This window comes from Mycobacterium sp., assembly GCF_032162605.1.
GTDB lineage: Bacteria > Actinomycetota > Actinomycetes > Mycobacteriales > Mycobacteriaceae > Mycobacterium.
Window position 1 is genome coordinate 19,076 of sequence record NZ_JAVROT010000058.1, and the last position, 13,106, is coordinate 32,181.

Consider the following 13,106-nt stretch of genomic DNA (forward strand, 5'->3'; position numbering starts at 1 on the left):
GGTTTATCACATGGAACTGGCCCTGACGCCATTGCAGCGTCAGAGCCAGCGATGTTCCACGTCGTCACACTGGCTCAGCCAGGCAACCCCTGCTCTTCGACGGGAAGCGGCGCGGGACCCTTGATGGCCGGCTGCGCCACCGGAATCAGCGGCGCGTGCGGCGCGGTGGACACCGTGCTGGTGGTACCCGTCGACATCGTCGAGTCGGCTACGGCACCTGGTGCAGCGTGCGCGATCGTCGCGCCCACGATCCCCAAAGTCACCATCGCGCCCGCGGCGGCAACGCCGAACATCTTTGTGCTACTTGACTTAAGCATTTGGCCACTCCTCGTCTTTACTTCCACTAGTCCACCAACTACATCGACGAAAGCGGTCGCATTATTCCGAGGGGCGCGCGGTGGTGTTGTTGGCGACAGTGGGGCGCGGAGAAGAGCCGCAGATCTACGCCGTGTGGCGGCGACCGTCAGGTCGACGGCTCCGTCACCACACGCGCACCCAGTCGACCAGCATGTCCGCCGGATAGGTACCCCCCGGTGGGGTCGCCGCCACCCGAGGCTGCGACCGTGAGATGAGCATTGGCGTCAATAGGCAGCCGGGGTCGTTGAACGGTCAGTCGTCGAGCGAGTTGGCGGGAACGGTGAAATACGGCTCCGCGCCGTCGACGTAGTCCCGCCAGAAGTACATCCCAGTGTCGTTCCACGTGCAGCGCCAGACGTGCCACGCGCTGTCCACGTCGAACGGCTGAGTGGCAAATGACGTCCCGTCCAATCGGGCGTGGACCGTGGTGCCCGACGGCCGGTTCCCGTTGCCGTACCACTCGACGAGGTCGACTTCGCCGCCGCGAACGGGATCGTCGTTCAACAGCCACCGCGCCGGCCAGCAGCCCAGCGTCAGGCAGTCGAAGTTCACCGGCGCTTCCCACGTGAGGCCGATGCCGCCCCGCCAGTGGCCGGTGAGCTTGCCACCGAAGTACTTGTCCTTCTCCCTTCGTGGCGCGGATGACCAGGTTGGACTTGCCGTCGAGGAAGACGTTCCGGCGGTCGTTGCCGTACTGCCCCATGTTCTCGGGCCGGTCCCAGAACACCGGGTTCTTGATGGCCTCGCGAGCCGTCGAGATCGTCCACTTCGCCGGGTCGGGAGCCGAACCGGCTGGACCGTCGAAATCGTCGTGGAAGAGGAAGGGCGGGGTCGTCGGCCCGTCGCGCCTCCGCCGAGCAGACGCAAATGTGAACCCGCCCCGGCGTGTCGCGCACGTTTGCGTCTGCTCGCGGCGAGGGGTTGGGCTAGTCGGCGATGTGACGCAGCTGCGCGGTGAACATCCACCGCTGCTTCTCCAACTCTTCGAGGATGGTGTGCAGGATGTCCGCACTGGTCGGATCCTGCTCGTCGACGCCGTCGTGAACGGCACGAATGATGTTGACGACGGCGAGGATTCGTTCGGAGATCACCGCGACCGCCCGTTCGACACTGACCTCTCCCTGGGGGAAGTCATCGAGCGAGGTGTCCTTGGCGACCGTGCGGGTGCGCCCGTCAGGCACCGCTTCGAGGGCTCGCATGCGCTCGGCGATGGAGTCCGCATACTCGCGAACGGCATCGACGACCTCGTCCAGTTGCAGATGGGTGGGGCGGAACAGTGGGCCCACCAGCGTCCAGTGCGCCTGCTTGGCTTGATTCTGCAGCTCCAGGAGCCCCACCAGCACCGTCTGCAGGTCGTGAGCGAGCGCCGGCGAGGCGACGTACTCGCCTGCGAGAGCTTCACGATTGGTCGCTTCACGGTTGGTCGCTTCACGATTGGTCGCTTCACCATTGGTCACGGTCATCATTCCTCCTATGTCTCGGCCTACCCGAACAACACCACCGACACTACACCTTGTTTTGATCTAATCAATACAATGATTGAATGCGTTTAGTTATTAGGTCATGCTAAGCTGGCTTCATGAGTTCAGGCGATGCGGTCACTCGCTACAAGCAGGAGTTGAAGGGCGCCGCCCTACGCGTGACCAATGGCCGAGTGGCCGTCCTGAGGGCACTGGAGAGTTTTCCGCACTCGACCGCGGAGCGGGTGTTCGAGGTGATCTCCGGCGACCTGCCAGGCACCTCGCCGCAAGCCGTTTACCTGGTCCTCAACGACCTTTCGCGGGCGGGCTTGATCAGACGGTTCGAACCGGCGGGATCTGCGGCACTCTACGAACGACGAATCGGTGACAACCACCACCACCTGGTCTGCGAATCGTGCGGCACGGTGCAGGACATGGACTGCGTCGTCGGCCAGGCTCCGTGCCTCACCCCCAGCGATGGCGAAGGTTTTCGCGTTCGGGAAGCCGAGGTCACCTTCTGGGGCCTGTGCGCACGCTGCCAGGCACGCGACCAGGCCGCCGCGCGCCAGCCGTGACCAATCGGTGACTGCCATCAGCTAATTAGTCGATCCTCTTGAATCAATTGACGGCCGGGGGTAGAAAAACATCAGTGCCCCAGAAACCCGGCAGGAACGATGATGAGCGTAGGAACCGACGGTCGCGTCACCCACGGTCGTAGCCACGACCGCCGCCGGATCCCCGCGCCCGGAGCGTCGCTGCGCCTCGGCTGGTTCAGGCACTACTTCGAGGACGACCGCTGGGAATGGTCATCACAGGTCGAGGCCATACACGGCTATGCGCCCGGCACCGTCACCCCGACCACCGAATTGGTGCTCTCGCACCAGCATCCCGACGACCATCACGAGGTTGCGGCCACGTTGGCGGACGCCCGTCGACACCTGCGGCCGGCCGGTACCCACCACCGCATCGTCGACACCCACGGCGCCACTCACCAGGTGCTGGTAGTGGCCGACACGCTCGTCGAGGACTCCGGTCGCGTGGCGGGGACCCACGGCTTCTACGTCGACCTCACGCCGACGCAGAAGACGCAGGACCAGATCACCGCGGCGGTCGCGGAGATCGCCGAGAACCGCGCGGTCATCGAACAGGCCAAGGGAATGCTCATGATCGTCTACGGCATCGCCGCCGACGCCGCATTCGAGCTCTTGCGTTGGCAGTCGCAGAGCTACAACGTCAAACTGCGCCTGGTCGCCGTCCAGATCACTCAGGACTTCACGGGGGCGGCCCGCCAACCGCCGGTGGACCGTGCCACTTACGACAATCTGCTGCTCACGGCGCATGAGCGGGCTGCCGCCCGCTGACTGGCGGCGGGTCAGACGTGCAGGCCCCAACCGAGCACCCGCGAGGTCAGCAGCACCAGACCCAGTGAGACGGCCGCCACGACGACGAGGCCGATGACGGCGACCAGCAGCGGCCGCCAGCCGGTTCGCGCCAGTTCGCGGAAGTTGGTGTTGAGGCCGACGCCCGCGAACGTGAGCAGGAACGCCCACTTGGACACGTTGGCCAGGTTGGTGCTCTGACCCTTGGTGAGCCAACCCGCCGTGGCGATCGCCGAGACGGCGAGAAAGCCGAGGACGAACTTGGGGAACTTGGCCCAGACGAAGGCGGCCTTCGCCTTGATGCCGGGGGCGATCTGATCCGCCTCGCCGCGCGCCGCCCAGTACAGCGCGAAGCCGAGAACCACGAATCCGATGAGCGCGTTGCGCACCGATTTCACCAGCACGGCGATCTTCCCCGCCTCCTCGGAGAACAGGTAGCCGGTGGCGGTGGTCTCCGCCGTGTTGTCGACGGCCAGTCCCGCCCAGAGACCGAACTCGTCGTCGGTGAGACCGATCAGGTGGCCCAACGCGGGCAGGGTGAAGAGCGCGACCGCTCCGAGTGCCAGGATCGCCGCGATGGCATAGCTGACGTCGGAGTTACGTGCCCGGATCGCTCCCTTGGACGCAATGATCGCCGACACGCCGCAGATCGACGTGCCGATGGCCAGCAGCGACCCGAGCTTGCCGGAGAGTCCGAAGAATCGTGCCGCCAGGATGACGATCGTGCCCGCCACCGCCATGTCGACCAGGATCTGCAAGAGGCTGTAGCCGCCAAGTTTCGCGACGTCACCGAGGACGAATCGTGAACCGAGAGCGACGATTCCGATCTTCAGCCAGAATTCGTAGGTCTGCACGCCCGGGCGAAACACGCGATGAACGCCGACGGTGTTGGTGATCAGGAGTCCGATCAGGATCGCCCACAGCACGTATTCGATGTCGGGGACCGTCCAGCCCTGGTGTTTGGCCACGGCGTTCCACCCGATCTGCCCGTACTTGCCGAGCAGTCCGATCCCGATCAGCAGCAGCACACCCGGCACGTACGCCAGTACGTTCTTGGAGGGAAAGGTCTCCTCGAAGCGTTCCTCGTCGGTGTCGACGGTCGTGGTGCTCATCGCGTCACCACGGGATCCTCGGCAGCAGGTTGGTCGCGGCCAACACGGCGATGGCGCCCGCCACGATGGTCGCCCACCAGTCGACGCCGATCCGGCCGACGGTGTCCTGCCACGAGGCCGATGGCGTGGACGTCGCGCCGGTCTCCGCGGATTCGGAATTCGGTGCGGGGCCGGGTTGGCTCACGGCAGTCCCCTTTTCACAGACGGTTGGCAGTGATGTTCGCTTGCGGGTCGAGGGTCGACAAGACATCGAATCGCGGTGATCCGGACCGGTCCTTGCCCCGTGGGCGACGAATGAACGTGGAAGGGCCATCCGGCCCGCGAGCCGCAAACTGGCGAATCCCGACATCGGAGGATCATGATGGCCACGCGGAGCAGCGAGATGGCGACGGCCGCGGTTACGCACCGGCCGCGGCCGGTTCTCGAGGAGTGGACCTAACAGCAGCGCCGCCGCTGCCTTGATCTGCCGTCGGAGGTCTTCTTTCCCGAGGACGCGACGCGCACGTGTCGTCGCGCCCAGGAGGAGCGGGCGAAGCGCATCTGCTGCAACTGCCCCGTCATCGCCGAATGCCGCGGGTGGTCTCAGACTCTGATGGCGAGCGTCTGGATGCGCCCGTCGTCGGCGAACGTGAATCCGAACGCGAGAGTGACTGGGCTGCCTGGGAATTCGCCGGTGATCGCGGCGCGTGCGATGTGCTCGTCGCCGACGGATTGCACGTCGCGGACGGAATAGGTGACCAGCGGCACCGTCGCGCGCCAGGCCCGGATCGCCTCGATGCCATAGTGGGTGACTCCTTCGTCCTCCGCGATGGCGTCATGGGCGAACTGCGCGAAGTAGGGCTCGGCGTCGACCCGTGGCGCCAGTTCGAAGTAACGGGCGACGAGTTCGGTCGCGGTTGGCTTGATTCCTCTTCGGCGACTCTTGGATTGGGTCACGTTCGTCTCTCCTCGCAGGTGGTGGCTGTCATCGGTCTGACACCACGGTGGACACTGCCCCCGGGGGAGAGTCAAGGGCAGCGACCGACCGGGCAGACTCTGAAGACATGCACGGACGCTTGAGCATCGGAGACTTCTCCCGGATGACGCATCTGTCCGTGAAGACGCTGCGCCGCTACCACGAATCGGGCCTGCTGCAACCCGCTGAGATCGATCCCCACAGCGGCTACCGCTACTACGAGGCCGGCCAGATCCCCGTCGCGCAGACGATCCGCCGGTTCCGCGACCTCGGCATGCCGGTACGGGAGATCGCCGACCTCCTGGGAACCGGCGACCCGGATGCGCGTGGGCAGCTCATCAGCCGCCACCTCGAACGTCTCGAATCGCAGTTGGAGCACACCCGCAACGCGGTGGCCGCGCTGCACCGCCTGCTCGACCCCGTCGCGACCATCGACGTCCAGCGGCGGACCAACCCCGGGACCGTCGCCGCCGCCATCAGCGACATCGTTGCCGTGCCCGACGTGCTGACCTGGTACGGCGAGGCCATGGACGAGTTACGCGCTGCGCTGGACGAGGCCGGTCAGGTGCCAACCGGGCCACCGGGGGGCCTCTATGACAACGAGCTGTTCACCGACGAGCGTGGACGTCTGGTGGTCTACGTGCCCGTGGCGGAGTCGCCCCCATCCGGACGGGTCGAGCCTCTCGTCATCCCGCCGACCGACGTGGCCGTCACCGTCCACCGCGGCGCCCACACCGACATCGACGTCACCTACGGTGCCCTGGGCATGTGGGTCGACCAGCACGCGCTCGCCATCGCGGGCCCGGTCCACGAGACCTACCTCGTCGGGCCGTACGACACTGCCGACGAGGGGGCGTGGCGCACCGAGATCGGCTGGCCGGTCGCACCGGACCCTCGTCTGCGCTAGGACAATCGGCCGTGTTTACCCGCCATCCGGCGCCACCCACATCGGCACTGCCACACTGGACCATGGCCGGCACCGAACCGTCGAAGGGGAACCACCACACATGACCGTGACCGTCGACATCGGACCGGTCAGTTTCGACGACGTCGTCGCGGTCGCCCGCCGTGACGCGCAGGTGGCCATCTCCGACGACGCGGCCGCTGCGATCGACGCCAGCCGCGGCACGATCGAGGCACTGGCCAACGAACGGACTCCGGTGTACGGCGTCTCGACGGGCTTCGGCGCTCTGGCCACCCGGCACATCCCGCAGGAACGCCGCACCCAGTTGCAGCGCAGCCTGATTCGTTCACACGCCGCGGGTGCGGGTCCCGAAGTGGAGCGTGAGGTGGTGCGCGCGATGATGCTGCTGCGGCTGTCGACGCTGGCCAGCGGACGCACCGGGGTTCGGCGCGGCACCGCGCAGGCATACGCGGATCTGATCTCGGCCGGGCTGACGCCATTGGTCCACGAGTACGGCAGCCTCGGATGTTCCGGTGATCTCGCCCCGTTGGCGCACGTGGCCCTGGCGTTGATGGGCGAGGGATGGGTGCGGACGCGAACCGGGGAGATGGTGCGGTCCGCCGACGCTCTCGCCGCCCACGGGCTGACCCCGGTCACGCTGGCCGAGAAGGAGGGCTTGGCGCTCATCAACGGGACCGACGGCATGCTCGGCCAGTTGGTCCTCGCACTGACCGACCTCGACGACCTGCTTCGGCTCGCCGACGTCGCGGCCGCCATGAGTGTCGAAGGCCAGCTCGGCACCGACCGCGTCTTCGCCGACGACCTCCAGCGTCTGCGCCCACACCCCGGGCAGGCCGTGGCCGCGGCGAACATGACCCGCCTGCTCGCCGACTCCGCCATCGTCGCCAGCCACCGCACCCCCGACTGCACGCGGGTCCAGGACGCCTACTCGCTGCGCTGCTCACCGCAGGTCGCCGGCGCCGCCCGTGACACCGCCGCCCACGCCCGCACGGTCGCCGAACGCGAATTGGCCAGCGTCATCGACAATCCCGTCGTCACCCTCGACGGGCGCGTCGAGTCGAACGGCAACTTCCACGGAGCCCCGGTCGCCCACGTGCTCGACTTCCTGGCGATCGTCGTCGCCGACGTGGCGAGCATCAGCGAACGGCGCACCGACCGGTTCCTCGACGTCAACCGCAGCCACGGTCTGAATCCGTTCCTGGCCGACGATCCCGGCGTCGACAGCGGCCACATGATCGCGCAGTACACGCAGGCAGGCATCGTCTCCGAGCTCAAACGCCTGGCCAACCCCGCCAGCACGGACTCGATCCCCTCATCGGCGATGCAGGAGGACCACGTCTCCATGGGATGGTCGGCGGCACGAAAGTTGCGCCGCGCCGTCGACGGTCTGAACACGGTGCTGGCGATCGAGGTGCTCACCGCCGCGCGCGGCATCGACATGCGCCGCCCGTTGACACCATCCCCAGGCACGGGCGCGGTGATCGCGACGCTCCGCGAACACGTGGACGGGCCGGGGCCGGACCGCTTCCTGGCCCCCGAGATCGCCGCCGTCGTCAGGCTCGCGCAGTCCGGCGAGCTGGTTCGCGCCGCCGAAGGTGCCGTCGGACCCCTGCCCTAGCCCGTCGAATGCCCGAGGATGGTGTCCCGATCACGAGTGAGGTAGTGGCCGGACCGCAGCCTCGATAGGCTCGGTCGCGCACGGTTGCAACGACCGGAAGGGACACTCGCATGCCGGGTCGGACCATCGTCATCACCGGGGCCAGCGACGGCATCGGCGCGGCCGCGGCGAAGAGATTGAGCAGAAGCGGCGAACGCGTCGTGGTCGTGGGTCGCTCACCGCAGAAGACGATGGCGGTCGCCGCTGACGTCGGGGCCGACTACCTGCTGGCTGACTTCACCGACCTCGCGCAGGTTCGGGAGTTGGCGGCCGAGTTGCTGACGCGCTACCCGCGCATCGACGTACTCGCGAACAACGCAGGCGGCATGATGGGCAACCGCGAAATCACCGCCGACGGTCACGAGAAGACCTTCCAGGTCAACCACCTGGCGCCGTTCCTGTTGACCACGCTGCTGTTGGAGCGGCTCGTCGAATCGCAGGCCAGCGTGCTCAACACCTCCAGCATCGGCAACAGGCTCTTCGGCCACGTCGACATCGATGACCTTGAAGCGGAACGCGGGTACCGGGCCAATAAGGCCTACGGCGACGCCAAACTGGAGAACATCCTGTTCACCAGGGAACTTCACCGGCGTTACCATTCCGCCGGAATCTCCACCGCCGCATTCCATCCGGGCGGTGTCGCCTCGAACTTCGGCAGCGAGTCCGGGTCGAGGGTCGTGCGCATCGTCTATCGCACACCGCTGAAGCACCTGGCGCTCGTCGGTCCCGAGCAAGGCTCCGATCTGCTGGTCTGGTTGGCGTCGGCCACGCCCGGCGAGGACTGGACGTCCGGTGAGTACTACTCCGGCCACTCCATCGCCAGGGCCAACAAGCAGGCCTACGACCCCGCACTGGCCCGCGAGCTCTGGGACTGCAGCGCCGCCATGATCGCCACCACACCGGCGAAGGACGGACCACTGTGACCGCTGACCCCGTTGCCACCGTCGACGCCGGACCGGATCGGGTGAGCCGCTCGGTGGAGGTGAACGCACCTGCAGCCGAGCTGTTCGCCATCGTCGCCGACCCACGTCGCCATCGTGAACTCGACGGCTCGGGCACCGTCGGTGACAACGCCCACGGTCCGTCGAAACTCGTTGCCGGAGCACGGTTCTGCACCAAGATGAAGATGTTCGGGGTGCCCTATCGCATCACCAGCGTCATCACCGCCCTGAGACCGGACGAACTGATCGAATGGCGCCATCCCGTGGGCCACCACTGGCGCTGGGAGTTCGTCGCGCTGACGCCCACCACCACCAAGGTCACCGAGACGTTCGACCACTCCGACTCCGGACCGATCAAGGCGTGGCTGAAGTACTACCAGCGAACGGGTTTCGTGAAGAGCAACGCACGGGGTATCGAGGCGACGCTGGCACGGCTACGCGACCGCTACGCCTCCTGATCGGCCCGATGAATGAATGCCACCAGGTCCGCGCCATCGGCAACCACGGCTGCGGCCTTGTCGACGAGGTCACCGGTCAGCCAATCCTTCTGAGTCAGCTTCTGCGACACCATGAACGAGCGCCGACGCAGATGCTTGGCGTGCCGGTGCCCGGCGTATTCGGAGTAGCCGCGCGGCATGGCACGCAGCGAATCCTCCTCCGACAGCGTCCGACCGCGTTCGGCGAGGCCGTCGAGCACGGCATCGAACTCGTCGGCGTCTTCGATGATCCGGTCGCGAACGCCGAGCAGTCGCGTCGGCGTCAGCTGGTAGTAGCCGCACGCCACGAAGCCGCCCCCGTCCTCGAGGTGGAGGTAGGCCACGCCTGAGCTTTCGCCCTTCGCCCCGGTGGGTGTCAGCAGGCCGCCGACGTTGGTCTTGTACGGCGACTTGTCCTTGGCGAATCGCACGTCGCGATTGATGCGGAACATCGTTTCGCGGCCGCCGTGCAACTCCCAGGGGCCGCCGACCGTCGCGTCGGCTGCGGCTTCGAGCGCCGCGGCGAACGGCTCCCGCACGTCGCGCGCGTAGTCGTCGCGATGCGCGTCGAACCACGCCTTCTCGTTGTTCTCCTTCAGACCGCGAAGGAAGGAGAAGGTGTCCCGGCTGAACCCCAGCGTCTCGGTCATCTCCACATCCAACACCCCTGGATGCCTTGCGGCAGGCGGCTGAGCGCGGCGCCCGGATCGCGTCGGTCTGCATCGGAGCCTTCGCCCTGGCCGCCGCCGGCCTGCTCGACGGTCGCGCGGCGACTACGCACTGGGAGCACGCCGAGGAGTTGTGTTCGCGCTTCCCCGATGTGCACGTCCGGCCCGACGTCCTCTTCGTCGACGAGGGCCGAATCCTCACCAGCGCAGGCATCGCGGCCGGGATCGACCTATGTCTGCACATGTACCGCAACGACCACGGCGCGGTGGCCGCAGCCGACGTCGCCCGGCGGATGGTCGCCGCCGTGCACCGCCCGGGAGGGCAGGCACAGTTCATGCAGCGGCCGCTACCCGACAGCGGATCGTATTTGGCCGCGACATGCGCGTGGGCGGTCGAGCGGATGGACCAGCCGCTCACCGTCGACGATCTCGCGTCGCACTCCGGCTACGCGCCGCGGACCTTCGCCAGACACTTTCGCGACGAGACCGGCATTCCCCCATTGCGCTGGTTGACCGCCCAACGACTACTCGAGGCGAGGCGTCTGCTGGAGGCCACCGACCTCGGCGTCGACGAGGTCGCGCGCCGATGCGGGCTCGGCACCGCGGCCAACCTGCGTCTGCACCTCGCCAGGGACGCCTCCACCACTCCGTCGGCGTACCGCAACGCCTTTCGTCGGCCACCCCGGCACTAGACCGAGACCGTCCTCACTTGGCAGGCGCCGTGAGGTCGTACACCGTGTCGGTCCCGACCGTCATCGGAGTGAAGTGGGCGGCCACCCACTTCGTGATGTCGGTGTGCGCCGCGCGAGGGCCGAATCCTCCGGGACGATGGTCGTCCGACGGTGCGATGTAGTAGGTGATCCGGTGGTTGGCGACGTCCTGCTGGAACTCGCCCAACGTGGGCACCGGGTCGCTTCCGCCGAATCCACCGATGGCCATCACCGCAGTGTCCGTGGACAACTCGAGGCCGGCAGCCCCGTTCGAGCGGTTGATGGCCGCCGACCAGTTGGTGTGGGTGTTGCGCAGCAAAGCCTCCAGCTGGGCGTTGTCGTCCTGGCCCCAACCCCCGCCGCGGTGCCCATCAGCCCTAGCGGGTCCGACCGTGGCACCACCGCCCTCGTGGGATTGGCCGAGCGTCGCGAACGAGTACGCTCCTGCGCCGCCAAGCACCCCGCCGATCAGCCCGACCATCAGCGCCGAGACCGCCAACCGTTGGCGCGCCTGCGACCTCACCGCGAGCAGCAGTCCGGCGGTCGCGACGACGGTGACGGCGAGGATCACCCAGCGCAGTGCAGGCAACCATTCGGCGTTGCGACCCAGGATCCACCAGCTCCAGACTCCGGTGCCGAGGATCATCGCCGCCAGACAACCGCGACCGAACCAGGAGTCGCGCTTACCCCACAGCTCGTGGACGCCGATCGCCAACATGCCGCACACGGCAGGCACGAAGGAGAGGCAGTAGTAGGGGTGGACCATCGACTTCATGTAGCTGAGGACGAGCCCGTCGACCAGCATCCAGACGCCGAACACGATGGCCCCCGCCCGTACGACGTCGGTGCGCGGGGCCCGGCCCCGCGAGATGAGCACCAGCACCAAGGCGAGCAGTGCCGCGGGGAGTAGCCAGCCGATCTCGAAACCGAACTCACCGGTGAACATCCGCGTCAACCCTTGTGGGTCGCTGCCGAAACCGCCGTGGTGACCGTGATTGACCTCGAACGTTGCGCCTGCCGCCGCCCCGACGTCGGGGTTCGGCTGAAAACTGTTGTTGCCCTTGCCCAGGACGCGCGCGAATCCGTTGTAACCCAGGACCAAGTTCATGAAGTTGTTGTCCGTCGAGCCGGCGATGTATGGCCGCGACGAGGCAGGCCACAGCAGGGTAAGCACGACGAACCAGCCCGCCGAGGCGAGGAAGGCGACCAGTGCCCCGAGCAGGTGCAGCAGCCTCTTGCGGACCGACGTCGGCGCGGCGATCAGATAGACCAGACCGATCGCGGGCATCACCATGATGCCTTCCAGCATCTTGGCCAGGAACGCGAAGCCCAGCGCGACGCCCGCCAGGGCGATCCACCTTCCGCTGGCGTGTTCCAGTGCACGGACCGCGCAGTAGACGGCAGCCATCATCAGCAGCACCATCACCGCGTCGGGGTTGTTGTACCGGAACATCACCGCCGTAACCGGCGTGAGCGCGAACGCCGCCCCGGCGAGCAGCGCCGCGTTCGGTCCGCTGATCCGGCGGACCGCAGCGTAGAGCAGCGCCACCGTCGCGACGGCCATGAGCGCCTCGGGGATCAGCATGCTGGCGCTGCCGAAGCCGAAGATCTGCCCGGACAGGCCCATCACCCACTGCGACACGGGTGGCTTGTCGACGGTGATGAAGTTCTGGGAGTCCAGCGACCCGAACAGCAACGCCTCCCAGTTCTTCGACCCGGCCTGCGCCGCACCTGCGTAGAACTGGTTGCCCATCCCGTTGATGGTGATGTTCCACAGGTACATGACCGCCGTCGCCGCCAGCAGGACGCCGTATCGGATGCGATCCCAGGCTTGACGGGTGAACCTGGGCGAGCGGGCCGGTTCGGCGGTCTCAGTCGTGGTGGTGGGTGGTCCCAACGTCGTTGTCACACAGCCAGTTAGTCAGCCGCACCGTTGGCGGACCTGTGTGGAAGCGGTGAGAACACTGGGACACTCGCATCGTTGCGGTAACTGATCGCGACTACCCTCGTTACCCGAGACGTCGTCGCCGCCGTCGTCCCCCGGGCCAGACCCGGAGCCCCGGAGGGAAGACCTTCAATGCGCATCCCGCTCCGCGCGTACGTCGCGTGTGTGACCGCGGTCGCAACCGTGCTCACTGGGTGCGCCGCACCACGAGACGCCGCATCCCAAGATCAAGGCCGGTCGCTCCCCCTGACCCCTCCGATGGGGTGGAACTCCTGGAACCCCGGCACCGACCTCACCGAGCAGACGGTCAAGGACACCATCGATGCGATGGTGTCCTCGGGGATGCGCGATGCCGGGTATCGGTACGTCAACCTCGACGCGGGCTGGGATGCGCAGCGCGGGCCCGCGGGCGACCTGCAGCCCGACCCCACCCGATTTCCGCACGGCATCGCCGCACTCGCCCGCTACGCCCACGACCGCGGCATGCTGCTGGGCCTGTATGCCAGCCCGTTCAACGAGCG

General features: G+C 67.2%; 14 protein-coding genes and 3 pseudogenes. 9 read left to right on the plus strand and 8 right to left on the minus strand.

What is annotated here, in order from left to right:
• Nucleotides 1-74: 74 nt before the first annotated feature.
• The 3 genes and pseudogenes from QOI01_RS03295 to QOI01_RS03305 all read right to left on the minus strand — a co-directional run bounded on the left by QOI01_RS03295 (nucleotide 75) and on the right by QOI01_RS03305 (nucleotide 1,820).
• Nucleotides 75-317, minus strand: a complete 243-nt coding sequence (locus QOI01_RS03295; RefSeq protein ID WP_526378560.1) for a hypothetical protein — start codon at nucleotides 315-317, stop codon at nucleotides 75-77.
• 163 nt (nucleotides 318-480) lie between these two features.
• A pseudogene (locus QOI01_RS03300) lies at nucleotides 481-1,180 on the minus strand (glycoside hydrolase family 16 protein); the annotation flags it as partial.
• A gap of 103 nt (nucleotides 1,181-1,283) precedes the next feature.
• Entirely contained in the window at nucleotides 1,284-1,820 is a 537-nt protein-coding gene (locus QOI01_RS03305; protein ID WP_526378562.1) for a Dps family protein, read from the minus strand.
• A 116-nt stretch (nucleotides 1,821-1,936) separates the two neighbouring features.
• Between QOI01_RS03305 and QOI01_RS03310 the strand changes: the two genes are divergently transcribed.
• Both QOI01_RS03310 and QOI01_RS03315 read left to right on the plus strand, forming a co-directional pair.
• Nucleotides 1,937-2,392: a Fur family transcriptional regulator gene (locus QOI01_RS03310; protein ID WP_526378564.1), complete on the plus strand. Its 456-nt coding sequence runs from the start codon at nucleotides 1,937-1,939 to the stop codon at nucleotides 2,390-2,392.
• A gap of 102 nt (nucleotides 2,393-2,494) precedes the next feature.
• The gene (locus QOI01_RS03315; RefSeq protein ID WP_526378566.1) at nucleotides 2,495-3,178 is read left to right on the plus strand and encodes an ANTAR domain-containing protein; all 684 of its coding nucleotides are present in this window, start codon (nucleotides 2,495-2,497) and stop codon (nucleotides 3,176-3,178) included.
• An 11-nt stretch (nucleotides 3,179-3,189) separates the two neighbouring features.
• On the opposite strand, the gene QOI01_RS03320 is transcribed toward QOI01_RS03315, so the two are convergent.
• Nucleotides 3,190-4,308 (minus strand): YeiH family protein, encoded by a 1,119-nt coding sequence (locus tag QOI01_RS03320; RefSeq protein WP_526378568.1) that lies wholly within the window; start codon nucleotides 4,306-4,308, stop codon nucleotides 3,190-3,192.
• 4 nt (nucleotides 4,309-4,312) lie between these two features.
• Nucleotides 4,313-4,492, minus strand: a complete 180-nt coding sequence (locus tag QOI01_RS03325; protein WP_526378570.1) for a hypothetical protein — start codon at nucleotides 4,490-4,492, stop codon at nucleotides 4,313-4,315.
• A 267-nt stretch (nucleotides 4,493-4,759) separates the two neighbouring features.
• Between QOI01_RS03325 and QOI01_RS03330 the strand changes: the two are divergent.
• A pseudogene (locus tag QOI01_RS03330) lies at nucleotides 4,760-4,879 on the plus strand (WhiB family transcriptional regulator); the annotation flags it as partial.
• Nucleotides 4,880-4,890: 11 nt separating this feature from the next.
• On the opposite strand, the gene QOI01_RS03335 reads toward QOI01_RS03330, so the two are convergent.
• The gene (locus tag QOI01_RS03335; protein ID WP_526378572.1) at nucleotides 4,891-5,244 is read right to left on the minus strand and encodes a nuclear transport factor 2 family protein; all 354 of its coding nucleotides are present in this window, start codon (nucleotides 5,242-5,244) and stop codon (nucleotides 4,891-4,893) included.
• 107 nt (nucleotides 5,245-5,351) lie between these two features.
• Between QOI01_RS03335 and QOI01_RS03340 the strand changes: the two genes are divergently transcribed.
• The 4 genes from QOI01_RS03340 to QOI01_RS03355 all read left to right on the plus strand — a co-directional run bounded on the left by QOI01_RS03340 (nucleotide 5,352) and on the right by QOI01_RS03355 (nucleotide 9,244).
• The gene (locus QOI01_RS03340) at nucleotides 5,352-6,170 is read left to right on the plus strand and encodes a MerR family transcriptional regulator (protein ID WP_526378574.1); all 819 of its coding nucleotides are present in this window, start codon (nucleotides 5,352-5,354) and stop codon (nucleotides 6,168-6,170) included.
• A 100-nt stretch (nucleotides 6,171-6,270) separates the two neighbouring features.
• Nucleotides 6,271-7,806, plus strand: a complete 1,536-nt coding sequence (gene hutH / locus QOI01_RS03345) for a histidine ammonia-lyase (protein ID WP_526378576.1) — start codon at nucleotides 6,271-6,273, stop codon at nucleotides 7,804-7,806.
• 110 nt (nucleotides 7,807-7,916) lie between these two features.
• The gene (locus tag QOI01_RS03350) at nucleotides 7,917-8,768 is read left to right on the plus strand and encodes an SDR family NAD(P)-dependent oxidoreductase (protein ID WP_526378577.1); all 852 of its coding nucleotides are present in this window, start codon (nucleotides 7,917-7,919) and stop codon (nucleotides 8,766-8,768) included.
• On the plus strand, nucleotides 8,765-9,244 hold the full coding sequence (locus tag QOI01_RS03355) for an SRPBCC family protein (RefSeq protein ID WP_526378579.1): 480 nt from the start codon (nucleotides 8,765-8,767) through the stop codon (nucleotides 9,242-9,244). Before QOI01_RS03350 ends, QOI01_RS03355 begins: the two co-directional genes overlap by 4 nt.
• Here the strand turns inward: QOI01_RS03355 and QOI01_RS03360 are convergent.
• Nucleotides 9,232-9,912 (minus strand): DUF2461 domain-containing protein, encoded by a 681-nt coding sequence (locus tag QOI01_RS03360; protein WP_526378581.1) that lies wholly within the window; start codon nucleotides 9,910-9,912, stop codon nucleotides 9,232-9,234. The two genes, QOI01_RS03355 and QOI01_RS03360, sit on opposite strands and share 13 nt — an antisense overlap.
• Before the next feature lie 26 nt (nucleotides 9,913-9,938).
• Between QOI01_RS03360 and QOI01_RS03365 the strand changes: the two genes are divergently transcribed.
• On the plus strand, nucleotides 9,939-10,622 hold the full coding sequence (locus tag QOI01_RS03365; RefSeq protein WP_526378583.1) for a GlxA family transcriptional regulator: 684 nt from the start codon (nucleotides 9,939-9,941) through the stop codon (nucleotides 10,620-10,622).
• Between the two features lie 13 nt (nucleotides 10,623-10,635).
• On the opposite strand, the gene QOI01_RS03370 is transcribed toward QOI01_RS03365, so the two are convergent.
• Nucleotides 10,636-12,549 carry an ArnT family glycosyltransferase gene (locus QOI01_RS03370; RefSeq protein ID WP_526378585.1) on the minus strand — a complete coding sequence of 638 codons (1,914 nt, stop codon included), beginning with the start codon at nucleotides 12,547-12,549 and terminating at the stop codon, nucleotides 10,636-10,638.
• Nucleotides 12,550-12,717: 168 nt separating this feature from the next.
• Here QOI01_RS03370 and QOI01_RS03375 point away from each other — a divergent pair.
• Nucleotides 12,718-13,106, plus strand: a pseudogene (locus tag QOI01_RS03375) (glycoside hydrolase family 27 protein); the annotation flags it as partial.